The 22,676-nt window shown below is 76.1% G+C and carries 27 protein-coding genes and 1 pseudogene; 13 read left to right on the top strand and 15 right to left on the bottom strand.

Annotated features, from left to right (window positions below):
- The first annotated feature begins 14 nt into the window (after window positions 1-14).
- Window positions 15-935, top strand: a complete 921-nt coding sequence (locus tag BLS43_RS22370; RefSeq protein WP_093088513.1) for a glycosyltransferase family 9 protein — start codon at window positions 15-17, stop codon at window positions 933-935.
- Between the two features lie 30 nt (window positions 936-965).
- Here the strand turns inward: BLS43_RS22370 and BLS43_RS22365 are convergent, their stop codons facing one another.
- Genes BLS43_RS22365 through BLS43_RS22330 form a run of 8 tightly spaced genes read right to left on the bottom strand, consistent with a single transcriptional unit; the run spans window position 966 to window position 8,420 of the window.
- Window positions 966-1,871 carry a bifunctional heptose 7-phosphate kinase/heptose 1-phosphate adenyltransferase gene (locus BLS43_RS22365; protein ID WP_093088510.1) on the bottom strand — a complete coding sequence of 302 codons (906 nt, stop codon included), beginning with the start codon at window positions 1,869-1,871 and terminating at the stop codon, window positions 966-968.
- A complete protein-coding gene (locus BLS43_RS22360; protein ID WP_245707696.1) occupies window positions 1,868-3,355 on the bottom strand; it encodes a PfkB family carbohydrate kinase in 1,488 nt (495 codons plus the stop codon). Before BLS43_RS22360 ends, BLS43_RS22365 begins: the two co-directional genes overlap by 4 nt.
- Entirely contained in the window at window positions 3,346-4,086 is a 741-nt protein-coding gene (locus BLS43_RS22355) for an SDR family oxidoreductase (protein WP_093088507.1), read from the bottom strand. The genes BLS43_RS22360 and BLS43_RS22355 overlap by 10 nt, the downstream gene beginning before the upstream one ends.
- Window positions 4,083-4,694 carry a D-sedoheptulose-7-phosphate isomerase gene (locus BLS43_RS22350; RefSeq protein WP_218129956.1) on the bottom strand — a complete coding sequence of 204 codons (612 nt, stop codon included), beginning with the start codon at window positions 4,692-4,694 and terminating at the stop codon, window positions 4,083-4,085. The genes BLS43_RS22355 and BLS43_RS22350 overlap by 4 nt, the downstream gene beginning before the upstream one ends.
- Before the next feature lie 17 nt (window positions 4,695-4,711).
- Window positions 4,712-5,896, bottom strand: a complete 1,185-nt coding sequence (locus BLS43_RS22345; protein ID WP_093088501.1) for a glycosyltransferase — start codon at window positions 5,894-5,896, stop codon at window positions 4,712-4,714.
- Between the two features lie 3 nt (window positions 5,897-5,899).
- Window positions 5,900-6,859, bottom strand: coding sequence for a glycosyltransferase (locus tag BLS43_RS22340; RefSeq protein WP_093088498.1), 960 nt, complete (start codon window positions 6,857-6,859; stop codon window positions 5,900-5,902).
- A complete protein-coding gene (locus BLS43_RS22335; RefSeq protein WP_093088495.1) occupies window positions 6,856-7,875 on the bottom strand; it encodes a glycosyltransferase family 9 protein in 1,020 nt (339 codons plus the stop codon). Before BLS43_RS22335 ends, BLS43_RS22340 begins: the two co-directional genes overlap by 4 nt.
- Window positions 7,872-8,420: a D-glycero-alpha-D-manno-heptose-1,7-bisphosphate 7-phosphatase gene (locus tag BLS43_RS22330; RefSeq protein WP_093088492.1), complete on the bottom strand. Its 549-nt coding sequence runs from the start codon at window positions 8,418-8,420 to the stop codon at window positions 7,872-7,874. The genes BLS43_RS22335 and BLS43_RS22330 overlap by 4 nt, the downstream gene beginning before the upstream one ends.
- Window positions 8,421-8,535: 115 nt before the next feature.
- Between BLS43_RS22330 and BLS43_RS22325 the strand changes: the two genes are divergently transcribed.
- The gene (locus BLS43_RS22325) at window positions 8,536-9,633 is read left to right on the top strand and encodes a glycosyltransferase family 9 protein (RefSeq protein WP_093088489.1); all 1,098 of its coding nucleotides are present in this window, start codon (window positions 8,536-8,538) and stop codon (window positions 9,631-9,633) included.
- A 33-nt stretch (window positions 9,634-9,666) separates the two neighbouring features.
- On the opposite strand, the gene BLS43_RS22320 is transcribed toward BLS43_RS22325, so the two are convergent.
- Window positions 9,667-10,497, bottom strand: a complete 831-nt coding sequence (locus tag BLS43_RS22320) for a sigma-70 family RNA polymerase sigma factor (protein WP_093088486.1) — start codon at window positions 10,495-10,497, stop codon at window positions 9,667-9,669.
- A gap of 230 nt (window positions 10,498-10,727) precedes the next feature.
- On the opposite strand from BLS43_RS22320, the gene BLS43_RS29570 reads away from it, so the two are divergent.
- Both BLS43_RS29570 and BLS43_RS22315 read left to right on the top strand, forming a co-directional pair.
- Window positions 10,728-11,087, top strand: coding sequence for an STAS domain-containing protein (locus BLS43_RS29570; protein ID WP_143030173.1), 360 nt, complete (start codon window positions 10,728-10,730; stop codon window positions 11,085-11,087).
- On the top strand, window positions 11,084-12,580 hold the full coding sequence (locus tag BLS43_RS22315; protein WP_176921481.1) for a SpoIIE family protein phosphatase: 1,497 nt from the start codon (window positions 11,084-11,086) through the stop codon (window positions 12,578-12,580). The genes BLS43_RS29570 and BLS43_RS22315 overlap by 4 nt, the downstream gene beginning before the upstream one ends.
- 3 nt (window positions 12,581-12,583) lie before the next feature.
- Here BLS43_RS22315 and BLS43_RS22310 read toward each other — a convergent pair whose 3' ends face one another.
- Window positions 12,584-13,006 carry an ATP-binding protein gene (locus BLS43_RS22310; protein ID WP_143030171.1) on the bottom strand — a complete coding sequence of 141 codons (423 nt, stop codon included), beginning with the start codon at window positions 13,004-13,006 and terminating at the stop codon, window positions 12,584-12,586.
- Between the two features lie 148 nt (window positions 13,007-13,154).
- Between BLS43_RS22310 and BLS43_RS22305 the strand changes: the two genes are divergently transcribed.
- Complete coding sequence (locus BLS43_RS22305) at window positions 13,155-13,685, top strand: hypothetical protein (protein WP_093088478.1); 531 nt, start codon at window positions 13,155-13,157, stop codon at window positions 13,683-13,685.
- 67 nt (window positions 13,686-13,752) lie between these two features.
- Here the strand turns inward: BLS43_RS22305 and BLS43_RS22300 are convergent, their stop codons facing one another.
- On the bottom strand, window positions 13,753-14,991 hold the full coding sequence (locus tag BLS43_RS22300; protein ID WP_093088475.1) for a M23 family metallopeptidase: 1,239 nt from the start codon (window positions 14,989-14,991) through the stop codon (window positions 13,753-13,755).
- A gap of 178 nt (window positions 14,992-15,169) precedes the next feature.
- Between BLS43_RS22300 and BLS43_RS22295 the strand changes: the two genes are divergently transcribed.
- Window positions 15,170-16,906 carry a sensor histidine kinase gene (locus BLS43_RS22295; RefSeq protein ID WP_093088472.1) on the top strand — a complete coding sequence of 579 codons (1,737 nt, stop codon included), beginning with the start codon at window positions 15,170-15,172 and terminating at the stop codon, window positions 16,904-16,906.
- Window positions 16,894-17,541 (top strand): response regulator, encoded by a 648-nt coding sequence (locus BLS43_RS22290; RefSeq protein ID WP_093088469.1) that lies wholly within the window; start codon window positions 16,894-16,896, stop codon window positions 17,539-17,541. The genes BLS43_RS22295 and BLS43_RS22290 overlap by 13 nt, the downstream gene beginning before the upstream one ends.
- 22 nt (window positions 17,542-17,563) lie before the next feature.
- Here BLS43_RS22290 and BLS43_RS22285 read toward each other — a convergent pair whose 3' ends face one another.
- Both BLS43_RS22285 and BLS43_RS22280 read right to left on the bottom strand, forming a co-directional pair.
- Entirely contained in the window at window positions 17,564-18,259 is a 696-nt protein-coding gene (locus BLS43_RS22285; RefSeq protein WP_093088466.1) for an alpha/beta fold hydrolase, read from the bottom strand.
- A gap of 24 nt (window positions 18,260-18,283) precedes the next feature.
- Window positions 18,284-18,568: pseudogene (locus BLS43_RS22280) on the bottom strand (alpha/beta hydrolase); the annotation flags it as partial.
- Between the two features lie 117 nt (window positions 18,569-18,685).
- On the opposite strand from BLS43_RS22280, the gene BLS43_RS22275 reads away from it, so the two are divergent.
- The 3 genes from BLS43_RS22275 (at window position 18,686) to BLS43_RS31745 (ending at window position 19,808) form a co-directional block, all read left to right on the top strand.
- Entirely contained in the window at window positions 18,686-18,913 is a 228-nt protein-coding gene (locus tag BLS43_RS22275; protein WP_143030170.1) for a hypothetical protein, read from the top strand.
- 231 nt (window positions 18,914-19,144) lie between these two features.
- On the top strand, window positions 19,145-19,471 hold the full coding sequence (locus BLS43_RS22270) for a response regulator transcription factor (RefSeq protein ID WP_093088461.1): 327 nt from the start codon (window positions 19,145-19,147) through the stop codon (window positions 19,469-19,471).
- Window positions 19,472-19,682: 211 nt separating this feature from the next.
- Window positions 19,683-19,808, top strand: a complete 126-nt coding sequence (locus tag BLS43_RS31745; RefSeq protein WP_281245859.1) for a hypothetical protein — start codon at window positions 19,683-19,685, stop codon at window positions 19,806-19,808.
- Window positions 19,809-19,821: 13 nt separating this feature from the next.
- Here BLS43_RS31745 and BLS43_RS22265 read toward each other — a convergent pair whose 3' ends face one another.
- Together BLS43_RS22265 and BLS43_RS22260 are read right to left on the bottom strand one after the other, a co-directional pair.
- Window positions 19,822-20,451, bottom strand: a complete 630-nt coding sequence (locus BLS43_RS22265; protein ID WP_093088459.1) for a CoA transferase subunit B — start codon at window positions 20,449-20,451, stop codon at window positions 19,822-19,824.
- Window positions 20,448-21,200, bottom strand: coding sequence for a CoA transferase subunit A (locus tag BLS43_RS22260; protein ID WP_093088456.1), 753 nt, complete (start codon window positions 21,198-21,200; stop codon window positions 20,448-20,450). Before BLS43_RS22260 ends, BLS43_RS22265 begins: the two co-directional genes overlap by 4 nt.
- 136 nt (window positions 21,201-21,336) lie before the next feature.
- Here BLS43_RS22260 and BLS43_RS22255 point away from each other — a divergent pair, with 136 nt between their 5' ends.
- Genes BLS43_RS22255 through BLS43_RS22245 form a run of 3 tightly spaced genes read left to right on the top strand, consistent with a single transcriptional unit; the run spans window position 21,337 to window position 22,667 of the window.
- Entirely contained in the window at window positions 21,337-22,104 is a 768-nt protein-coding gene (locus BLS43_RS22255; protein WP_237197297.1) for an IclR family transcriptional regulator, read from the top strand.
- A gap of 39 nt (window positions 22,105-22,143) precedes the next feature.
- Window positions 22,144-22,476: a PASTA domain-containing protein gene (locus tag BLS43_RS22250; RefSeq protein WP_093088454.1), complete on the top strand. Its 333-nt coding sequence runs from the start codon at window positions 22,144-22,146 to the stop codon at window positions 22,474-22,476.
- Window positions 22,473-22,667, top strand: coding sequence for a hypothetical protein (locus BLS43_RS22245; RefSeq protein ID WP_093088451.1), 195 nt, complete (start codon window positions 22,473-22,475; stop codon window positions 22,665-22,667). The genes BLS43_RS22250 and BLS43_RS22245 overlap by 4 nt, the downstream gene beginning before the upstream one ends.
- Window positions 22,668-22,676 lie beyond the last annotated feature (9 nt).

Genomic DNA, 22,676 nt, shown 5'->3' with positions numbered 1-22,676 from the left:
GGCAGTCACCGGGCATGCCGCCCGACATCCGTCCCGTCCTGGTCGCGCTGCGTGCCTCGCAGCTGGGCGACCTGGTGACCGTGGTCCCCGCCCTGCGCGCCCTGCGGCGGGGCTTCCCCGGCCACCGGATCGTGCTGGCCGCGCCCGGCGAGCTGGCGCCGCTCGCCCGGCTCAGCGGGGCCGTCGACGAGGTGGCGCCCACGCGGGGGACCGTTCCGCCGCCGGTCGGCCGACCGGTCGACCTCGCCGTCAACCTGCACGGGGCAGGCCCGGACAGCCACCGCGCGCTCGACGCGCTGGCCCCCCGGCGGCGCATCGGGGTGGGCTGCCCCGCGCAGGGCTGGCCGGGGCCGCCCGCCGCCGAGCTCGACGCGCTGCACGAGCGCGTGCGGTGGTGTCGGATGCTCGCCGCCCACGGGGTGCCCGCGGACCCCGACGACCTGCGGCTCCCTCCGCCGCGCGACCGGGTCGCCGACGGGCCCGTCGTGGTCCACCCCGGTGCGGCGTACGGCGCCAAGCGGTGGCCGGTCGAGCGCTTCGCCGAGCTCGCCCGCAGGCTCGCCCCCGTCGGCCCCGTCGTGGTCACGGGATCGGCGGCGGAGCGGGGGCTTGCCGAGCGGGTGGCCGAGGGTGCCGCGGTGCTCGCCGGGCGGACGTCGATCCAGGACCTCGCGGCGGTCGTCGCGGGCGCGCGGCTGGTGGTCAGCGGGGACACCGGGGTCGCCCACCTCGCCTCGGCGTTCGGCAGGCCGTCGGTGGTGCTGTTCGGGCCGGTCGGGCCGGAGCGCTGGGGCCCGCCCGCGGGCCCGCACGAGGCCCTCACCCACGCCCGGGTGCGCCGCGGCGACCCGTTCGCCGACGACCCGGACCCCGCACTGCTGGCGATCGGCGTGGACGAGGTGCACGCCGCCTGCCTGCGGGTGTCCTCTGCCTGATCAGAGCTGGTCGGGGCTGATCGGAGCTGATCAGACCTGTGTCCACCGACCCTCGACCCGGCGGACCGCGGCGGCCCCGCCCGCCCCGACGAACCGACCCGCCTCCTCGACGGCCGCGGTCACACCCGCGAGCAGGTCGATCCCGTCCGCGAGGGTGGCGGCGAGCCGCCCGGCGAAGGCGTCCCCCGCGCCGCAGGGGTCACCGTGCTCGGCCGCGACGGCGGGCACGACGATGCAGTGCGCGTCCACGACCAGCACCGCGCCCCGCTCCCCCCGGGTCACGACGACGGCGCGGCAGCCCTGCTCGTCCCGCAGGCCCACCGCGCCGCCGACCGCGTCCCCGTCCTCGTCGATCAGCCCGAGCGCCGCGGTCGCCTCGGCGGTGTTCGGGGTGAGGACGGCTCCGGGCACGGGCTCGCTGCCCCGCGGGTGCGGGTCCCACACCATGGGCGTCCCGCGGTCGACCGCGGCGGCGAGGAGCTCCCGGACGACCGGGTCGGCCGTGACCCCGCGGCCGTAGTCGGACACCAGCACCGCCCCCGCGGCCTCCAGGGCGCCCCGCAGGCCGTTCCGCACGGTCGCGCCGAACCCGGGGGCCGGGGTGCCCTCGCCGGAGTCGGTGCGCAGCAGGGGACCCTGCGGGCCGTGCCACCGGCGCTTGGTCGGGGTGCCGCCCACGGCCCGGCCCGCGACGACGCGGAGGGACGGTTCGAGCAGGCTCCGCATCCCACCCCCGTCGTCGGCCAGGGCGGTGACCAGGGTCGTCGGCACCCCGGAGCCCGCGAGCACGGCCGCCGCGAGTCCGGCACCGCCGGGCCGGGAGACCTCCTCGACGACGTCGAGGACGGGTACCGGGGCGTCCGGGGCGAGCCGGTCGACGGTGCCGTGCACGTCGACGTCGAGCAGCACGTCCCCGACCACGACGACCGGTCTCACGAGCCCGCCGCCCGGGCGACGATCGCGCTGGTGGAGTGGTCGGCGAGATACCCGAGGATCCGGATCTCCCCGCCCAGGCGCTCCATCACGGGTGTCTCGGGCAGCATGTCGGGGGTGTAGTCCCCGCCCTTGCAGTAGACGTCCGGGCGGACGAGGTCGAGCAGCTCGACCGGGCTGTCGGTGTCGAAGGACGTCACCAGGTCGACCGCGGCGAGCGCCCCGACCACGCCCGCCCGGTCCTCGACCGGGTTGACCGGCCGGGTCGGTCCCTTGAGCCTGCGGACCCCCTCGTCGCCGTTGAGCGCCACCACCAGCACGTCGCCGAGCTGCGCGGCCTCGCGCAGGTAGCCGACGTGGCCGCGGTGCAGCACGTCGAAGCACCCGTTGGTGAACACGACCCTGGCGCCCGCGGCCCGGCGCTCGGCCAGCACCGTGACCAGGTCGCGGTGGGAGAGCACGACGCCGGGGTCCCCCGCCGCCAGCCGGGAGGCCAGCGCCGCGGTGGTGCACACGGCGGTCCCCGGAAGCCCGACGACGACGTCCGCGGCGGTCTGGGCGAGCGACAGCGCCTCGGGGCGGGGGACGCCCGCCGCGACCGCGGCGGTCCACGCCGCGGCGAACACGTCACCCGCGCCGCAGGCGGCGGAGGATGCGGCGCGCCCACCCGCCGGGCGGCACAGCGGCGCGGCGTCGCCCAGCCACACCGCGCCGTCGACGTCGAGGGTCAGCAGCACCTCCTGCGCGCCGGTGGCCGTGCGCAGCGCGCCCGCCCGGTCGTTCCCCCACGTCAACCGATCCTCGCGCGGGTGCGGCACGCCGAGCGCGTCCGCGGCCTCCGCCGCGCTCGGGCAGACCGCGTCCGGGCGCAGCGCCGCCCACGGGGTCGGGTCGTGGGCGTCGACGACGAGCAGCGGGATCCGGCCGCGGGCCCGGGCGACCCGGCGGCGGACCGGCGCGGGCACCCGCCCGTAGTCGGCGACGAGGACGGCGTCCGGGTGGTCCGCCAGTGCCGCGGTCGTCTGGTCCGCCAGCGCGCGCACGGCCGCGGGCCCCGGTCGGGTTCCGGACGCCGCGTCGTACCGCGCGACGGGCTGGTCCCCGGCCACCACCCGGTGCTTGGCCGTGGTGGACGTGCCGGGGTCGAGCACGCACCGACTGGTGCGGACGCCCGCGTCGGCGAGCAGTCCCCGCAGCATGCGGCCGTCCGGGTCGTCTCCGAGCGCACAGACGAGCTCGACGTCCGCGCCGAGCGCGGCGAGCGCCGCGGCCGCGTTGGCCGCCCCACCCGGGGCGAGCCGGGACGAGGAGGCGTCCACCACCGGCACCGGACCGTCCCGGGCGACCCGGCGGGTGGTGCCGAACACCCACCCGTCGAGCGCCGCGTCGCCCAGCACGAGCACCCGGGGGCGCCGGTCCGCGATGAGGGCGGCGAGGCCCACCGCGGCGGCCGGGGCCACCCGGGGGCCCGCTGCGCTCACGGCCACGAGGGCTCCTCACTCGGGCACACGACCAGCTCGCGGACCTCGCACCCCTCGGGTCGGGTCAGCGCGAACAGCACGGTGGCGGCGACGTTGCGCGGGTCGTTGAGCTTCGCGTCCGGGCCGGGCTTGTACTGCTCGGTGCGGCCGTCGAAGAAGGCGGTGTCCATCCCGCCGGGCAGCAGCGTGGTCAGCCCGACCTCGCCCGCCAGCTCGGCGGCGAGGGCGCGGCTCAGGCCGAGCACCCCGAACTTCGACGCACAGTAGGCCGAGGCGTCGGGCAGCGCCCGCAGGCCGAGGGTCGAGGCGACGGTCACGATCCGGCCCCGGCGCTCCCGCAGGCTCGGCAGGGCGGCGCGCAGGACCGCGGCGGTACCGAGGAGGTTGACCTGCACCACGCGTTCCCAGGCCGCGCCGGGCACGGCGTCGAGCGCGCCGCAGGCGTCGGTCCCGGCGCAGCACACCACGGCGTCGACCCCGCCCGCCCGCTCGACGAGCGCCCGGACCGCGGCCTCCGCCGCCCGGGTGTCCGCGAGGTCGACGACGGCGTGCAGCCCCTCGCCGGGCGGCACCTCGCGGTCGAGCAGCAGCGGGGTGCCGCCCGCGGTGCCGACCGCCTCGGCCACGGCGAGGCCGAGCCCGGAGGCGGCGCCGGTGACGAGCACCGTCCCCAGTGGACGCGAGGTGGGCAGCCGCTCCTGCGGGCCGGGGGTGGCGCGGGTGTCGGTGAGGGTCATGCGGGCCTCCTGGTGATCGTGGGGTCGAGGGCGTGGGGTCGTCTGCTGCCCAGCTCGGCGGGGAGCTGGGCCTCGAGCGCGCGGCAGAGCATGTGCACCGCCGCGAGGTGGGACTCCTGGACCGTCGCGGTGTCCCCCGGCAGGCAGACGGCGTCGCTCGCCCGGCGGGCCAGGGGGTTGGGGCCGGGCCCGGTCAGGGCCCAGCAGTGCAGGTCGAGCTCGCGGGCGGCGTCCGCGGCGCGCAGCAGGTTGGCGCTGCGCCCGCTGGTGGACAGCAGCACGAGGACGTCCCCGGCGCGGCCGTGGGCGCGCACCTGGCGGGCGAAGACCTCGTCGTAGCCGTAGTCGTTGCCGATCGCGGTCAGCGACGAGGTGTCCGCGTGCAGGGCGAGCGCGCCGAGCGGGCGGCGCTCGCCGTCGAACCGGCCGACCAGCTCGGCCGTCAGGTGCTGGGCCTCCGCGGCGCTGCCCCCGTTCCCCGCCGCCAGCAGGCGCCCGCCCGAGGGCAGCAGCGCCGCGAGCGCGCCACCCCAGCGGGCCAGGGTCGGGGAGGCGGCCCGCAGCGCGGGCAGGGCCGCCTCGAGCCGGGTCACGTGGTCGTCGAGCAGGCCGTCCTGGGAGCCCGTCACCGTGCCTCCGCCCCGGCGAGTGCGCCCGCCTCGACCAGGGCCCGGTACACGCCCGCGGTGGCCGCGGCGACCCGCGGCCAGGTGTAGCGGGCGAGCACCCGGCGGCGCCCGGCCGCGCCGAGCTCCGCGGCCGCCCGCGGGTCCGCGAACACGGCCTGCAGGGCCGCCGCGATCGCCCCCGGGTCCCGCGGCCGCACGAGCAGCCCGGTACCGCCGTCGACGACGGTGTCCTTCATGCCGCCGACCGCGGTCGCGACCACCGGACGGCCACAGGCCATCGCCTCCAGGGGCACGATGCCGAACGGCTCGTACCAGGGTGCGCAGACCACGACGTCCGCCGACCGGATCAACGCGGGCACCTCCGCCCGGGCGACCGGGCCGAGGAACCGCACCCGGTCCGCCACCCCGGCCTCCCGGGCGCAGGCGCGCAGGCGGCCCGCGCCGGGGTCGTCCCGGCCGCCGCCCGCGACGAGCAGCTCCGCCGCAGGCACCTCGGCGAGGGCCGCGACGAGCTCGTCGATCCCCTTGCGGCGCACGAGCCTGCCCAGGCACAGGATCCGTCGCGTCCCGGGTGCCGGACCCGGGGAGAACTCGGCGGTGTCCACCCCGCAGGGCACCACCGAGACCCGCCTGCGGTCCGCGCCCAGGCGCAGCAGCTCGAACAGCTCGTCCTCGCAGGAGGCGGTCAGGCCGTCGACGGCGCGCGCCAGCCGACGTTCCGCGGGGATCCGCGCGTCCGGGCTGGTGTCGTCGCGGGCCTGCTCGCGGCGCTTGACGTGCCCGAGGGCGTGGAAGGTCTGGACGACCGGGAGCCCCGCCACCCGGGCCGCCCCGAGCGCGGCGAGCCCGGACATCCAGAAGTGGGCGTGCGCGACGTCCGGTGGACGGGCCAGCCACGCCGCGCGCAGCTCCCGTTCGAGGGCGGGCACGACGGGCAGCAGGTCGTCCTTGGGGACCGGCCGCGGCGGGCCCGCGTCGAGGTGGTGCACCCGGACACCCGGCCCGAGCGGCACCTCGGCGGGCAGGTCGGGATCGTCTCGACGGGTGTGGACGACGACGTCGTGACCGGCGCGGGCGAGCGCCAGGCTCAGCTCCCGGACGTGCACGTTCTGGCCGCCCGCGTCGGGGCCGCCCGGCTCGGCCAACGGGCTGGCGTGTTCGGAGACCATGGCGATGCGCATCGGTCAGCTCCCTCCGACGAGGACGCGCGTGGACAGGTGGGTGGAGAGGACCTCGTCCCAGTCGCGCAGGAAGCGCGCGATACCGAAACGGGTCAGGGCGGCCGCGCGGGCGGCGCGGCCCGCGGCGGCCGCGGCGGCCGGGTCGGCGACGAGCTCGGCGACGCCGCGGCGCAGCCGCCGCAGGTCGGTCGACACGACCCCCGCCACGGCGGGGACGCGTTCGGGGGCCTCGGTCGTCCCGACGACCACGACCGGCATCCCGAGCATCATCGCCTCGATCAGCGAGAGGCCGAGCGAGGTCCAGCGCGCGGTGTGCAGGTAGAGCCTGCGGCGGGCCAGCTCGCCGTGCATCCGGCCCTGCGGCAGGTCGCCGCGACCGTGCACCCCCGGCAGGGACAACGCCTCCGCGCCCATCCCGAAGACGTCGACGGGGGCCTCCTTCGCCAGCGCCGCGACCAGGTCGGTCCCGACGACGCGGTGCCGGCGCAGCGGCTCGTTGATGCACGTCCCGGCGCGCGCGAGCTCCCCGGAGTAGCGGAGCCCGGGGTCGAGGACACCGTGTTCGACCACCGTGGTGGGGGTGTCGCCCGAGTCCCACATCAGCGCGTTGAAGTGCGTGACGTGGACGAGGAGCAGGTCGTCGCGGTCGGCCATCGGGTGTCTGCTGGTCGCGGCGCCCTGGCGTGGTGCGTTGTGTTCGACGTAGACCGTAGGCACCCGCCGACCGAGCCAGCGGGTGGCCAGCTCCAGCTCCTCGGGTCGCTGCAGGACCACCAGGTCGACGTCCTCGGCCGCGAGCCGCTCCGGCGGGACCTCGACGGCCGAGGCGGGCCAGTCCCACGCGGCGGGCCGCCCACCGCCCCACGGCCCCCGCTCGGGCAGCGTGGGCAGCAGGTACCGATGCCACCCCTGGACGAACGCGGTGGTCCACGACCCGTGGACGTGCCAGATCAGGATGTTCACACCGGCACCTCCCGGCCGGAGCGGGCGAGCGCGCCGACGGCGCCGACGGCGGCCACGACGTCGGCGGGGGTCACGGACGTCAGGCACGGGTGGCCCGGCACCGGGCACTCGCGGGCCCGGCTGTCCCGACACGGCGCCGCCTGGTCGCCGAGCAGCACGTGCGGTACGCGGTAGGGGCGCCAGCGGACCGCCGGGACCACCGGCGCGAACAGCGACACCACGGGGGTGCCGACCGCGGCGGCCAGGTGGGCGGCCGCGGTGTTGCCCACCACGATCGCCGACGCACCCGCGATCACCCCGGCCAGCTCCGCGAGCGAGGTGCGCCCGCCCAGGTCCAGGGCGTGGTCGCCGGCGACGGCGGCGGTACGCGCCCGCTCGTCCGCGCTGCCGGTCACCGCGGTGCAAAGCCCCTGCGCGGCGAGCAGGCGCACCGCCTCGGCGGCGTGCCGCGCGGGCCACCGGCGGGCGGGCACCGCCGCACCGGGGTGGACCACGACGTCGACCGCGGGTCCGGCCCACTCGGCCGCTCGGACGGCGAGCCCGCCGTCGTCGCCCGCGGGCAGGGGACGACCGGCGATCGCGACCATCCGCTCGGGCTCCGGCTGGTCCTCGCTCAGCGTCTCGCCCGGGCGCAGCCGCACGTCGAGCAGCGAGCCCGGGTAGTCGACCGACGCCCCGGTGATCCGCGGGATCCCGGCCATCCGGAGCACCAGCGCGGTGGGCAGCGGCGACTGGTGGAAGGAGGTCAGGACCACGGCCTCGGCGAACCCGGCCGCGGCGAGGGTGTCGACGAGGTCGTCGAGCCCGCCCCGGTCGACGGGCGGCGGGTCCGCCGCGATCCAGGGGCAGGACCAGATGAGGACCTCGTCGACCCCCGGCAGCAGGCGGGCCGCCTCGGCCCCCGCCGGGCCGACCAGCAGGGTCACCCGGGCGGTGGCCGCGACCGCCCGCACCGCGGGTCCCGCGAGCAGGACGTCGCCCGCGCCGTCGAGTCGTACGACGAGCACCCGCCTCATGCCGCGTCCACGCACGGTCCGTGCAGCAGGTAGTCCACCGCCTGCACCAGGTCCGACGCCACGACCGGCGCCCGCCCGACCTCGTCCACCAGGGTGGCGGCGGTGGGCACGAGGACCGCGACCGCGCCCGCGGCGTGCGCCGCGTCGACGTCCGCGCCGATGTCACCGACCACCGCCACGCGGTGCGGCGGGATCCCCAGGTCCGCGGCGGCCGAGAGCACCAGCCCGGGCGCGGGCTTGCGGCACCCGCACCCCTCGCCGGGTGCGTGCGGGCAGAACCGCCAGGTGTCGAACGGGCCCAGGAGGCGGTCGACCTCGCGGTTCACGGCGTCCACGTCCCGCCGCCGCAGGAGGCCGCGGCCCACGCCGGACTGGTTGGACACCACCCCGGTCGGCAGCCCGTGGGCGCGGACGGCCGTGAGCGCCCGCGCCGCGGTGCGCATCGGTCGTACGGCGGACGGGTCATCGCAGTAGGGCACGTCGACGACGAGCGTGCCGTCCCGGTCGAACAGGATCGCCGCGGGTGGGTTCCAGACCGTGGTCATGGCCGGTCGTCTTGCCCCAGTCCCCGGGCACAAACTCCTCCGGGCGAACTACTACTCTCCGTGACCACCGCGCCTGCTCGTGCATGAAATCGCGCCGACCGGGAAGGCGCGGCCCATGTCCCCTGCCACGGCCCCGCTCGAGCACCCCGCCGCCGTCGCGGGCGCGCCGATCCGGTGGGAACACATCCGCAGGCTGCTGGTGGTACGTCCGGACAACCTCGGTGACGTCCTCCTGCTCGGCCCGGCGCTCGCAGCGCTGCGCGTCGCCGTGCCCGGCGCCCGGATCGACCTGCTGGCCTCGCCTGCGGGTGCCGCGGCGGCGCACCTGCTCCCCGAGGTCGACGGCGTTCTCGTCGCCGACGTGTCCTGGCAACGGATCGCCACCGCTCCCGGACCGCCCGACCCGGGGCTGGTCGGGCGCCTCGCCGCGCGCCGCTACGACCTCGCCCTGATCTCCACCTCGTTCTCCCAGTCCCCCTGGCCCGCAGGCTACGTCTGTCAGCTCGCCGGCATCCCCGTGCGGGCGGGTGCCTCGAAGGAGTTCGGGGGCTCCGGCCTGACGCACTGGGTCCCGGCCCCCGACGACGCCGTGCACCAGGCCGACCGCACGCTGCTGCTGCTCGAGCGGCTCGGGGTGCCCCGGCGCGACACCCGGTTGCACGCCCGGGTCGACGAGGCCGCCCGCGGTGCCGGGCGGCGGGCGCTGACCGACGCCCGCCTCGCGGCGCAGTGGCCCTATGCCGTGATCCTCCCCGGCGCGTCCTGCGCGTCACGGCGCTATGCGCCCACCCGGTTCCGGGAGGTCGCCCGCAAGCTGGTGGCGGGCGGGCTGGGGGTCGCGGTGTGCGGCCCCACGGCGGAGCGCGACCTCGTCGGTGAGATCGCGGCGGACATCCGCGGCTGTGTGGCGCTGGCGGGCGGGCTGGCCGTGCCCGGCCTCGCCGGACTCCTCGCGGGGGCCGCCGTGGCGGTGACCAACAACAGCGGCGGGATGCACCTGGCGGACGCGGTGAGGACGCCCGTCGTCGCACTCTTCGCCGGGACCGAGGACGTCGACCAGTACCGGCCCCGGTCCGTGCCCGCCCGGGTGCTGCGCGTCCCCACCGTCTGCACCCCCTGCCGCCAGTTCGCCTGCCCCTACGGCCACGAGTGCCTCGACGTGCCCGCCACCCGGGTGGCGCGGTCGGCTCTGAGTCTCGCCAGGGGCACCTGAGCGCGCGGCGCCCGCGGGACGGCGCGCTCCCGGTCAGGGTCCCCGCGCCGGATCGTCGTCACCCGGCGCCTCGGCCAGCAGCCCGCGGCGCAGCCGCGCCAGGGTCTGGGACAGCAGGCGGGAGACGTGCATCTGGGAGATCCCGATCTCCTGGGCGATCTGGGTCTGGGTGCGGTCGCCGTAGTAGCGCAGCATCAGGATGCGGTACTCCCGGGCGGGCAACCGTTCCAGGAGGGGCCGCAGCGACCGGAGGTCCTCGATCAGCTCGTAGCCGCCATCGACCTGGGGAATGCGGTCGGACACCGACTGCTGTCCGTCCTCGGCGGCGGCGTCCAGCGCCATGGGATGGTGATCGTCCTCGGCGCGCAGCGCCTCCACGATCTCCTCCCGATCGACGTCGAGCCGTTCGGCGAGCTCGGACGGGCGCGGCGCCCGGCCGAGCTCCTGCGACATCGGACCGGTCACCTTCCGGATCGCCACGTGCAGGTCCTTGACCCGGCGCGGCACCCGCATGGTCCACGACTGATCGCGGAAGAACCGGAGGATCTCCCCGCGGACGCACGGGACGAGATAGCCGAGGAAATCACCGTGCGCCCGATCGGGGTCCCACCGGTCCACCGCGCCGACGAGCGCGGTGCGACCGATCTGCAGGAGATCGTCACGTGCCCACGGTGTCGACGCCGCCTGCCGCGCGGCGATCCGCTCGGCGACCGGGAGGAACCGCAGGATGAGTGCGGTCCGGAGGGCCTCCCGCTCGGGATCGTCCTCGGGCAGGGCGGCCATCCTCTGCAGCATCGGGAGGCCGTCGTCCAGGTCGTTCTCATCGTAGCCGGGTGCACGGGACGGTGCGGAAGCGATGGTCATCAACCCTCTCCACGTACCGAGGTGTGGAAGGAGGCGCTGGTTTGACCTCGTCGGCGACTGCCGACGCGGGGCACGGTACCGGGTTCCCGGGTGTGGTGCAGGGGGAAATCGAGATGAGTACGCGAGCCCATTCGGGGTAGTGCGCGGCCTGTCCCGTCGAGCCACGACCTGTCACACTCTCCTGCGACGCGTGTTCAACCACCAGCGCTCGTCTCCGGAACGGAGGCGTCATGCTGCTGAACGAACCGACCGTCGTGTGCACGCCGACCCGAGACGGTCGGTGCGCGATCCTCTCGGTGGGCGGGGAGGTCGATCTGGCGACCCTCCCGCGCTTCCGGCGCGCCCTCGTGCCGGTGCTCGACGCGGCGTCGGTGCTCGTCGTGAGCCTGGACGACGTCGGTCACCTGTCCGCCGCCGGGGTCCGGTTCCTCGAGGAGATACGCGCCGTCAAGGAGGACCAGGGTGGTGGGTTGCTGCTCCAGTGCGGCGAGCACCGCCCTGCCCGGTTGGTCCTGCAGGCGCTCGGCATCCCCGTCATCACGGAGCTGCCCATCTCGCTGCGGTCGGGCGCGTCGGTGACCCCGCCGTGAGCGCCGACCTGCAACGGGCGGTGCTCCCCACGGACATCCCCCTGCTCCCGGGTGTCCGGGTCGCGGCCTGCGCGCTGCTCGCCGAGACGGACGCGGACGCGCGCGGGGACTGGTTCGACGTCGTCCCCACCCCGGCGGGGCAGGTCGGGCTCGTGGTGGGCGACGTCGGCGGGCGGGGCGTCGCCGCCACGGTGCTGACCGCCCGGCTCCGCACCCTCGTCGGGGAGCGGCTCGCCGCGGGGGCGTCGATCGGCGAGACCTGCGCCGCCGCCGAGGCACTCGCCCGCCGCGCCCCCGAGGTGCGCGGCGCCACGATGTGTCTGCTCGTGCTCGATCCCGACAGCGGCGAGCTGCGCTACTGCACGGCGGGGCACCCGCCGCCGCTGGTGCTGCCCGCGGGCGGCGAGCCGCGCTACCTGCCCCCGTCGGGCTCCGGGCCGGTCGGGATGGGATCGGCGTGCGCCGTCGCCGCCGCGCGGCTGGAACCCGACGATCTCGTCCTGCTCTGCACCGACGGGGTCCTGGACCGCCCCGGACGCGACGCGACCGCGGGCACGGTGGAGCTCGCGCAGGTGGCCGCGGACGCCGTCGGTGAACACGGCGACCACCGGGTCCCGGGGGCGGCGGCCGAGCGGGCGTGCGTCGACGTCATGGACGCCCTGCTGCGGCGGACGGGGCACAGCGACGACCTCACGCTGCTGTCCGCGCAGCGCCTCCGGCGGCCGGACGCGCTGGGGATGTCCTGGTCGGCAGAGGCGTCCGCCGTGCGCGCGTCCCGGGTCGTGCTCGCGGAGTGGCTCCGGGGACTGGGACTCGACGAGGCCGACCTCGTCTCGGTGCAGCACGCCGTCGGCGAGCTGATGACCAACGCGGTCGAGCACGCCTACGTCGGGGCGGGCTCGGAGACCGTCCGGCTCGAAGGTGCGCTCACCGACGACGGGGAGCTGCGGCTGCGGGTGTCCGACCACGGGATCTGGCGCTGTACCGAGCGCGACCCACCGGGCGGGCTGGGCCGCGGGCTCGCGATGACCCGCCACCTCTGCGGTGAGCTGTTCCTCGACCGTCGGGTCGACGGCACGTCCGCGACGGTCTGCTTCCGCCCCGCCCACCCGGCGCGGCTGCTCAGCGCAGGTCCCGCACCGGTCCCGCCGGGCGACGGGGCGCGGGACCGGCTGGCCATCCGGGACCGGTCCACCGCGTCCACCGCGTCCGGAGCCCGGATCCGGCTGGACGGTGCGGTCGACGAGGCGACCGCCGTCCGGCTGCAGGCCGAACTCCGACACCGGACGCAGGCCGGGACCCGACCGCTCACCGTGGACCTGACGGGGGTCACCCGGCTGACCGCGGGCGGGGTGGCGGTGCTGCACGGGGCGATGCGTGACGCCCTCCCCGGCGCGCCGCTGCGGCTGTGCGCCCCGCCGGACAGCGTCGCGGGCTACGTGCTCGACCTGGTCGCGCTCCCCTATGCCGACGACGCAGCGCGGGTGCCGTAACGGTCAGCCCGGGTGGAGCCACGGCGAGCACAGGTGCACGGTGGTCCCCTCGGGGCGGGCGTCGACGCGCACCTCCGCCATCAGGGCGGACATCAGGGCGATCCCGTTGCCGCGTCCCGGTTCAGAGCCCGCCGGTCGCCAGCTCCCCCGGTCGGACACCTCGACGCACACCCGCCGGCCCGCCGAGGTCCGCTCGACCGCCAGGTCGACGGTCACCGTGCCCGGCTCCTCCGTGCGGTAGGCGTGCTCCATCGCGTTTCCCGCGGCCTCGCTGACCGCGGACACGACGGGGGCGATGTCTTCGGGCCGCCAGCGGAGGTTCCTCAGCCAGGCCTCGATCCCCCCGCGGACCACCGCCAGCAGGGCAGGCGACGCGTCGACGACGAGGGAGAGCCAGGGCTCCGTGGTGTTCGGCTCTGCCGTCATGGTGGCCTCCACCCTCGGTCACTACGGGCGGTAGCGCCACCGGGGCGCTTCGGCGCGTCGCTGCGGGTTCGACCCGCCCGGCGCGGGTAGCCGACGGCATGCGCTCTCCACGGCACGGCCTCGCCCGAACCTGCGCCCCGGCGACGTCGTGAGCACCTCCGACCCCACCGCCGCGGCCGACCGGCTGCCGCACCCGGCGCGGGAACTGCTCGCCCGGCTGGCGCGGGCGGCGGCGCTCGGCGCGGCGACCGGGGGACGCAGCAGCGCCGGTCCGGCGGCCGTGGCGCTGAGCTCGACCGTCGCCGACCGCGGGGTGGCGAGCCGGCTCGGCACGCCCGCGGGCCGGGCCGTCGCCTGCCTGTTCGCGCTCGGCGAGGTGGTGGCGGACAAGCTGCCCGTCACCCCGCCCCGCACCCAGGTGCCGGGCCTCGCTCCGCGGCTCCTCTTCGCCCCCGTCGCCGCCGTCGCGGCGGGCCTGCGGACCACCCGGGATCCCGACGTCTGGAACCTGGCCGAGGCGACCGCCGCGGTGGGCGCCGCGCTCGCCACGGCCTTCGGCGGCGTTCGCCTGCGCGCGGTGCTGGCCGAGCGGCTCGGCACCGACCTCCCCGGCGCGTTCTTGGAGGACGCGGTCGTCGCCGGGCTGGCCTGGTCGGGCGCGCACCGCTCGACCCCGTAGGCGGTGTGGAGCCACCACTGTCGTTTCGGAGCCCTCACACGACAGTGGTGGCTCCACACTGCGCTGGTCAGGAGCCGAAGTCGACGACCTGCAGGTTCAGCGGGAGCTGGTCGCGGTGCGGCCCGGCCCACGTCGCGGCGTCGATCGGGACGACGGGTGCCTGCGGCGCGAACGGGGCCACGATCGCGGCCTCGTCGCCGACCACACCGGTTCCGGTGAAGCTCGTCAAGACGAACGGCAGTCCGTTCGACTGCAAGGGCGACGGCCCGTCCATGATGTGGAAGTGCAGGTGCGGGGCATCGGTGTTGCCGCTGTTGCCGAGGATCCCGAGGACGTCCCCCGTCTTGACCTGATCCCCGACCTTCACCCGGACCGTGCCGGGCTGCATGTGGGCGTAGAACGCGAAGCGGCCGCTACCGATGTCCACCACGACGTAGTTGCCGTCCGCGTTCTGCAGGTTCGCGCCCGCAGGCAGGGTGCCGGGCGGCTGGTTGGGCTCACCGTCGAGCACCCGGACCACCGTCCCGTCGGCCGCGGAGAGGATCTCGTCGCCGAAGAACGGGAAGGACGCGTTGTCGGCGGGGTCGCCGGTGTAGAGCTGCCCGGCCGCGTCGAGCTGCACGAAGTCGATCGCGAACCGCTGCGCGACGCGGATGGTGCCGTCCACCGGGAGCGTCGCGCCGCGGTGGGCGGTGACGGCGTCGCAGCAGCCGTTGCCCGCGACCCAGCCCTTCCCCTTCAGCGGCGGCGCGACGACGACCGCCTGCTGGTCGGACACGGCGACGGGGACGCCGGTGAACGTGAGGTTCTTCGTCGCGCCGTCGGGCATCGCCACGGCGAAGGTGTGTCGGACGACCTGCGGCGGGGTCGCGTCCGCCGGGAGGGTCACGTCGAGGAAGAGATCGGCGGCCTGGCCCGGGCCGAACGCGTCACCACTCGCACCCCCGGCGAGCCGGAGCCGCAGGTCGGCCTGCGGGATCGTGGTGAGCGCGGTGTCGCCGTCGCCCAGGACGGCCACGCTGTCGAGGAGCACCCGCCCGCCGCTCATGTTGACGATCTGGAGCTCGTACGCCAGGTGGAGGCGGTCGTCCGCGCCCAGGACCGGGTAGATCTCGGGAGACAGGGGTCGGGCGGCGATCGGGGTGAGCACGGCCGTCGCATCGGGGCCCACCGGGAGCGCGGCCGAGGCGTTCGAGGCGGCCGCCGTGGTCGTCGGCTCCGGCGGCGGGGACGAGGCGCACCCGGCCAGGGTGAGGACGGCCGCCAGGAGGGCGGCGCAGCCGACGCGGGCCGTGACGGTCGTCATGCAGGATCCTCCACAGGTCGGTGCCCCCGACGGCCGCCGCCGGGCAGCGGCGGCGGAGCGAATTCTCTGCGGCGATCGCCTCCGCCCGGAATGGACCTGGGTCCAGTGCGGGAGGGACCTGGGTCCGGTCGGGTCGCCGACTGGACCGTCGTCGGGATGTAGGAGACGATCTGCCGCGGTGAGCAGCGCCCGGTCCGAGTCGCCCCTGCGGGCCTCGCTGCGCCTCGCCCTCGTCCAGCTCGGGGTGGTCGGTGCGGGGCTGACCGCGCTGGAGATCGCCCTGTTCGTGCACGAGGGTGCGGGCCCCGTCCCGGCGCTGGTCGGCTACGCCCTGACCGGGGCCTGCTATCTCGCGGCGGGCCTGGTGGCCTGGTGGCGCCGCCCGTCCGGGCGGACCGGTGCGCTGCTGTGTCTGTGCGGACTCAGCCTGTCGGCCTCCGCGGCGAGCAACATCGCGACGACGGCCACCGCGATCGTCGGCACGGTGCTCGCGCAGCTGCCGATCGGGGTGCTGCTGCACCTGCTGCTGGCGTTCCCGTCCGGCAGGCTGCCCGACCGGTTCTCCCGGCGGCTGGCCGTGAGCGGGTACGTCGTCACGCTGGTCCTGCCGGTGCCGAGCTACGTCTTCCGGCCGTTGCCCGGGGTGCCCCCGGTGCTGTCCGTCGCGGACCGGCCCGACCTCGCCGAGGCCTTCGCCCGGGTGACGACGGCGGCCGGCTTCGTCGTCGTGGCGTTGAGCGCGTTCGTGCTGGTGCGGCGGATGCGCGTGGCGGACCGGGCCCAACGACGGGTGCTCGCCGCGGTGTCCGGCTACGGGATCCTCACCATCCTGTTCCTGACGAGCAGCTCGATCCTCACCCGGTTCGTCGACATCGATCCCGCGACCCTGTTCGCCCTGCAGCTCACGGTGATGGCCGGGGTGCCGGTCGCCTTCCTCGCGGGCCTGCTGCGCGGCGGGTTCGCCCGCACCGCCGAGGTCGAGGAGCTCGGCGCGTGGCTGGGCGCGGCGGAGGGCGACCGGCCGCAGCTGCGGGACGCGCTCGCCGCCACGTTGGGCGATCCCTCCCTGGAGCTGTTGTTCTGGCTGCCCGAGCAGCGGTGCCACGCCGACGCGTCCGGCAGGCCGGTGGCCCTGCCGCCGGCGGGCGGCGCCCGGGCGGCCGTCGAGATCGACGACGTCGGGGCCATCGTCTACGACGCGGTGTCCCTCGCCGACCCGGAGCCCGTCCGGGCGGCGGGCCGGGTGGTCGCGCTGGCGATGGAGCGCGAACGCCTCACCGCCGCGCTGCTGGCCGGTCGCGCCGCGCTGCGCGAGTCGCGCGCCCGCATCGTCGAGTCCGGGGACCTCGAGCGCAGGCGCCTGGCCCGGGACCTCCACGACGGGCTGCAGGCCCGGCTCGTCGTGCTGGCGCTGCGGGCGGGCACTCTCGCCGACCGGACCGCGCCGCCGGTGGACGAGCAGGCCCGGGCGGTGCGCACCGACGCCGAGACGGCCATCGCCGAGCTCCGCGGGCTCGTGCACGGCATCATGCCCGCCCTGTTGGTCCAGCGGGGGCTGGTCGCCGCGCTGCGGGAGCTGGTCGACCGGATGCCGCTGCCCAGCACGGTCCGCCTGCCCGAGGAGGACGCGCGGCTGCCGGTCACGGTCGAGACCGCCGCGTACTTCACGGTGGCGGAGGCCCTGTCCAACGCGGTCAAACACGCGGCCGCGCGGGCGCTGTGGGTGTCACTGACCCACGACGGCGGCCACCTCGCCGTCGAGGTGCGAGACGACGGGGTCGGCGGCGCCCACCTCACGGGCGGGGGGCTGCGCGGCATCGCCGACCGCGTCGACGCCCTCGGCGGCAGGCTGGACCTGCTCAGTCCCCCGGGCCGCGGCACCCGACTGCGGGTCGAGCTGCCGTGCGAGTCGTGATCGGCGAGGACGAGGCCCTCCTGCGCGAGGGTCTCGTCCTCCTGCTCCAGGGTGCGGGCTGCGAGGTGGTCGGGGCCACCGACACCGCGCCGGACCTCGTCCGGCTCGCCCGCGACCAGCGGCCCGACCTCGTGCTCACCGACATCCGCATGCCGCCCGACCACGCCGAGGACGGGTTGCGCGCCGCCCTCGCGATCCGCGCGGAGCGCCCGGACACCGCGGTGCTGGTGCTCTCCCAGTACGTCCACCGCCAGTACGCCTACGAGCTGCTCTCCGACCGTCCGGCCGGGGTCGGCTACCTGCTCAAGCAGCGGGTCGCGGACGTGGCGGGCTTCTGCCGGGACGTCCGGACCGTGGCCGGTGGCGGCACCGTCCTCGACCCCGACGTCGTCTCCGCGATGCTCCACCGGGCCCGCTCCGCGCCGGACCCGCTCGACGACCTGACGCCCCGGCAGACCGAGGTGATCGCGTTGCTGGCCCAGGGCCGGACGAACGCGGGCATCGCCCGCAGGCTGGGCATCTCCGAGAAGGCCGTGGTGCAGCACGTCTCCCGGATCTACGACCTGCTCGGCCTGGCGCTCACCGACGACGACCACCGCCGGGTGCTCGCGGTCATCCGGTACCTCAACGCGTAGCGCAGTGTGGAGCCGGGGCGGGTCAGCCGACCGCCGCGAGCGCGGTGCGGATGACGTCCGCGACCTCCTTGGGGTGCGCCAGCATGACCAGGTGGGACGAGTCGATCTCGGTCACCGCGGCGCCCGCCCGTTCGTAGCCGAACCGCTCGACGTCCGGGTTGATCGTGGTGTCGGACGAGGAGACGACGCCCCAGCTGGGTCTGGTCTTCCAGGCGGCGGCCGGGGCGGCCTCGCCGAACGCGGCGTAGGCGAGCGGCCGCTGCCCGACGGCGAGGACCTTGGCGACCTCGGGGTCGACGTCCGCCGCGAAGATCGACGGGAACCGCTCGACGTCCACGGTGATGTCGACGCCACCCGGGTAGGGGGTCTGGACGAGGGCGGTCGCGAGCGGGGAGTCGGGGAAGCGGCCCTGCAGCTCGGCGAGGCTCTCCCCCTCCTCCAGCGCGTAGCCCGCGAGGTAGACCAGGCCGACGACGTTCTCCTCGGCACCGGCCACGGTGATCACCGCGCCCCCGTAGGAGTGGCCGACGAGCAGGACGGGGCCGTCGATCGCGCGGACGACCGAGGCGATGTACTCCGCGTCGCCGATCAGGCTCCGGTTGGGCACGGCCGGGACCCGGACCGTCACCCCCGAGGACAGCAGCTCGGAGACCACGGGGGCGAAGCTCGCGGCGTCGGCGAAGGCGCCGTGCACGAGGACGACGGTGGGCTGGGGCATGAGCGACTCCTTCTCGGCGGTGGATCAGGGGTGCAGTGCGTCGTGGAGGAACTCGCTCGCGAGCCTCGTGGCGGTACGGGCGGCGTGCGTGTCGCGCAGGGCGTCGAGCATGACGAAGTCGTGGATGATGCCCTGGAAGCGCACCGCGGTGACCGGCACGCCCGCGGACCGCAGCTCGGCGGCGTAGGCCTCGACCTCGTCCCGCAGGACGTCCGCCTCGCCGACGATCACGAGGGCCTCGGGCAGCCCGGCGAGGTCGTCGAGGGTGGCGCGCAGCGGGGAGGCGGTGATCTCGTCGTGCTGGGTAGGCCCGCCAGGGGTCCAGCTCGGGTGACCGGCCGGTCTCCTCCGTCGCCATCGGGCCTCGTCCTCTCGACGGGCCGAGTGGAGAACCCCCGAGCGCCGATCTCGGGAAAGCTCAAGCCCGTGTTCCCGCAGATCGACGCGCTGCCGCCGGACATCGGCGGCGCGGTGCGCACCGCCGTCGGCCTCCTGCGCGAACCGGCACCGACCGAGGCCGTCGCGGTCCGCACCGGCGTGTTGACCCTGCTCGAGACCGTCTCCGCCCGCAGGCCGCTCGTCGTGATCGTGGACGACCTGCAGCTCGTCGACCGGGACACCGCCGAGGTGCTGACATTCGTGCTGCGAGGCTGATCACCGAGCGCGTCGCGCTGCTGCCGGCCGCGCGCTCCACGGTGCGTCCCCCGCGGATCGAGGCCACCGTCTCGCTGGTCGAGCTCGGTCCGCTGTCCGAGGTCGCCGCCGCGCGTCTCGTCGACGACCCGGTGCGCCACGCCTCGCACCTCGCCGAGGCGAGCGTCGCCCCCGACGAGGCGGTCGCCGCCGCCCTCGAGCAGACCGTAGCGGTCGCCCGGATGCGCGGGGGTGTGCACACGGCGGCCAAGGCGTTCCAGCGCGCGGCGGAGCGCACCCCCGACCGCGACCGCGCGCAACGAGCTCCGGGCCAGCGGCGCCACCGCCCGGACCGCGCCGGCCGCACCCACCCCGACCGACCACCTCGGCACGCTCACCCCGCCGCAGCGCGAGGTCGTCCTGCCCGCCGCCCGGGGCCTGCGCAACAAGGAGATCGCCGACCAGCTCTACCTCTCCCCCAGGACCGTCGGCTCCCACCTGCACGCCGCCTACCCCAAGCTCGGGGTCACCGACCGCCACCAGCTGCGGGAGCTGATCGGCGAGCTGCCCGAAGCCTGAACGGAGCACCGCGTGACCGACGACCTGGTCGGACGGCCCCTCGCGGGTCCCGCCCGCACCCACCCCCTGGCCAGGGCCGAGCTGGACCCCGAGCAGGGGTCTCACGACACCGCAGCTGCAGGCCCTCCTCGACGGCGCCCCGCCCCCGGACCTCACCGACGCGGAGGCGTGCGCGGTCGAGCTCGCGCGCACCCTGCTGAGCACCCACGCCGTGCCCGACGAGCTCTACGCCCGGGCCCGGGCCGCGCTCGGTGAGCGCAGCCTCGCCGCCCTCACCTGGCTCATCGGTTACTACGCCATGCTCGCGGGCGCCCTCGCCGTCTTCCGCCCCGGCTGAGCGGATGTGCCCGTCAGACCGTGAGGGGCGCGTCCGTGGCCGCGCGGACCTCGTCCTCGGTGACCCCGGGGGCGGTCTCCACGAGTGCCAGGCCGTCCGGCGTCACGTCGATCACGGCGAGGTCGGTGATGATCCGGTTGACCACGGCCCGGCCGGTGTAGGGCAGGGTGTTCTCGCGCAGGATCTTGGGCGAGCCGTCCTTGGCCACGTGCTCCATCAGCACGATCACCCGGCGGGCGCCGTGGACGAGGTCCATCGCACCGCCCATGCCCTTGACCATCTTGCCGGGCACCGCCCAGTTCGACAGGTCGCCGGTCTCCGAGACCTGCATCGCGCCCAGGACCGCGACGTCGAGGTGACCGCCGCGGATGATCCCGAAGGACAGGGCCGAGTCGAAGAACGCCGCGCCCGGCCGGACGGTCACCGTCTCCTTGCCCGCGTTGATCAGGTCGGGGTCGACGGCCGCGCGGGCCGGGTAGGGCCCGGTGCCGAGGATGCCGTTCTCGCTGTGCAGGACCACGTGCACGTCGTCCGGCAGGAAGCTCGGGATCAGGGTGGGGAGCCCGATGCCGAGGTTGACGTACTCGCCGTCGCGCAGCTCCGCGGCGGCCCGGGCGGCCATCTGGTGACGGGTCAGGCTCACGCCGACACCTCCGTGACGGTGATCTTCTCGATGCGCTTCTCGACGTCCGGGGCGTGCACCACGCGTTGGACGAACACCCCGGGCAGGTGCACCTGCGCCGGGTCGAGCTCGCCCGGCTCGACGAGCTCGGCCACCTCCGCGATCGTGACCCGACCCGCCATGGCGCACAGCGGGTTGAAGTTCTGCGCGGTCTTGTCGAACACGAGGTTGCCGTGCCGGTCGCCCTTCGCCGCCGCGACGAGCGCGAAGTCGGTGACGATGGCCTCCTCCAGCACGTGCGGGACCCCGCCGAAGTCCCGGACCTCCTTGGCGGGCGAGGCCACGGCCACGGTCCCGTCGGAGGCGTAGCGCCAGGGCAGGCCGCCGTCGGCGATCTGGGACCCGACGCCGGCCGGGGTGAAGAACGCCGGGATGCCGCAGCCCCCGGCCCGCAGCCGCTCCGCGAGCGTGCCCTGCGGGCAGAGCTCGACCTCCAGCTCCCCGGAGAGGTACTGGCGGGCGAACTCCTTGTTCTCCCCGACGTACGAGCCGGTCACCCGCCGGATCCGCCTGGCGGACAACAGGATCCCGAGCCCCCAGTCGTCCACGCCGCAGTTGTTGGACACGACCTCCAGGTCCGTCGTGCCCGCGGCCTGCAGCGTCGCGATCAGGGTCGAGGGGATGCCGCAGAGCCCGAACCCGCCGACCGCGAGGGTGGCTCCGTCGGGGATGTCGGCCAACGCCCGGTCGGCGGTGACCACCTTGTCCATGTCGACTCCTCGTGTCGTGCGGGCCTGTCGTGCGCCCCGGGCAGGGAACCCGGCCGGGCCGCAGGCGCCAAGGTAGCGTCCGTTCAGCGGACGCTCCACGCCGAACCCGTCTGTTCCCCGGACGTAGGATCGCGGTGTGGAGGGGCCCGAGGTGTCGCACCCGAGCGGTGCGTCCGTCGTCGCGAAGGTGGGTCTGGTCCTGCGGGCGCTGGGCACCGCGGGCGCGTCCACCTCCGCGGTGGCCCGCGGCACCCGGCTCCCCCGCCCCACCGCGCACCGGCTGCTCACCGACCTCGCCGACCAGGGCTTCGTCGACCGGGACGGCGTCACCGGGCGCTGGCACCTCGGCCCGGAGCTGTTCCTGCTCGGCGCCGCGGCCGCGCCGCGCTACGACGTGAGCCCGCACGCCCGGGACGTCCTCGCCGACCTCGCGGAGCAGACCGGGGAGAGCGCCTACTTCTCCGTGCTGCGCGGCCGGGAGACCGTGTGTCTCGCCGAGTGCGAGGGCAGCTTCCCGCTGCGCTCGCACGTCCTGCACGAGGGCATCCGCTTCCCGCTCGGCGTCGCCTCGGCGGGGCTGGTGATCCTGGCCCACCTGCCGGCCGACGAGGCGGACGACTACCTCGACGCCACCGACCTCACGACCCGCTGGGGCACCGCGCACTCCCGGCGCGCCGTGCGGCGCCGGATCGCCACCACCCGGGACCACGGCTACGCCGTCAACCCGGGCCTGGTCGTCGAGGGCAGCTGGGGGCTGGGGGCGGCGGTCTTCGACGCCACCGGACGACCGACGTCCGCGCTGAGCCTGACCGGCGTCCGGTCCCGTTTCGACGACAAGCGGATCCCGACGCTCGGGCGCCTGCTCCTCGACCGGGCGCACCTGCTCAGCAGACGGGGGCGCTGATCCCGCGTACGAGCGGGTCCGGCCGGGTAGTCCTCGGTCATGGCAGGCATGAGCGGGTCCGTGGTGGTCCCGGCCCTCGTCGGGCTGACGGGGTCGGAGGCGGTCGCGCTGGGCGCCGAGGCGGGGGTGATCGTGGTCACCGGCGACGGGGTCGTCGCCACGAGTTCGGCACCCGTCGTCGAACAGGATCCGGCGGCCGCCCTGTCCGTGGACCCGGGCAGCGCCGTGCGGGTCGTGCTCGGTCCCTCGGGGTCCGGGGACGCGCTCGCCCCGCCGCCCGCCACCGACCCCGACGCCCCCGGTCGGATGCACCCGCACGACGAGCCCGACCGGCTCGACCTCGTCGACCGACCCACAGGAGAGCCTGCATGAGCGAAGCCCGCGATCCCCGACCCGACGACCCCCACCACCTCGAGGAGAAGGTCGACCGGCTCGAGGAGGAGGTCCTCGGCCACCGCGTCGACCAGGACCGCCACGACGGCACCGACGACACGGACGTCGAAGGGCAGCCGAGCGCGGACGACGCCCAGGGCGCCGCCCCCGGCGACGAGCCCACCGACTGAGGAGCACCC

The organism is Pseudonocardia oroxyli (genome assembly GCF_900102195.1).
Lineage (GTDB): Bacteria > Actinomycetota > Actinomycetes > Mycobacteriales > Pseudonocardiaceae > Pseudonocardia > Pseudonocardia oroxyli.
This window is presented reverse-complemented; position numbering and strand designations above follow the sequence as displayed.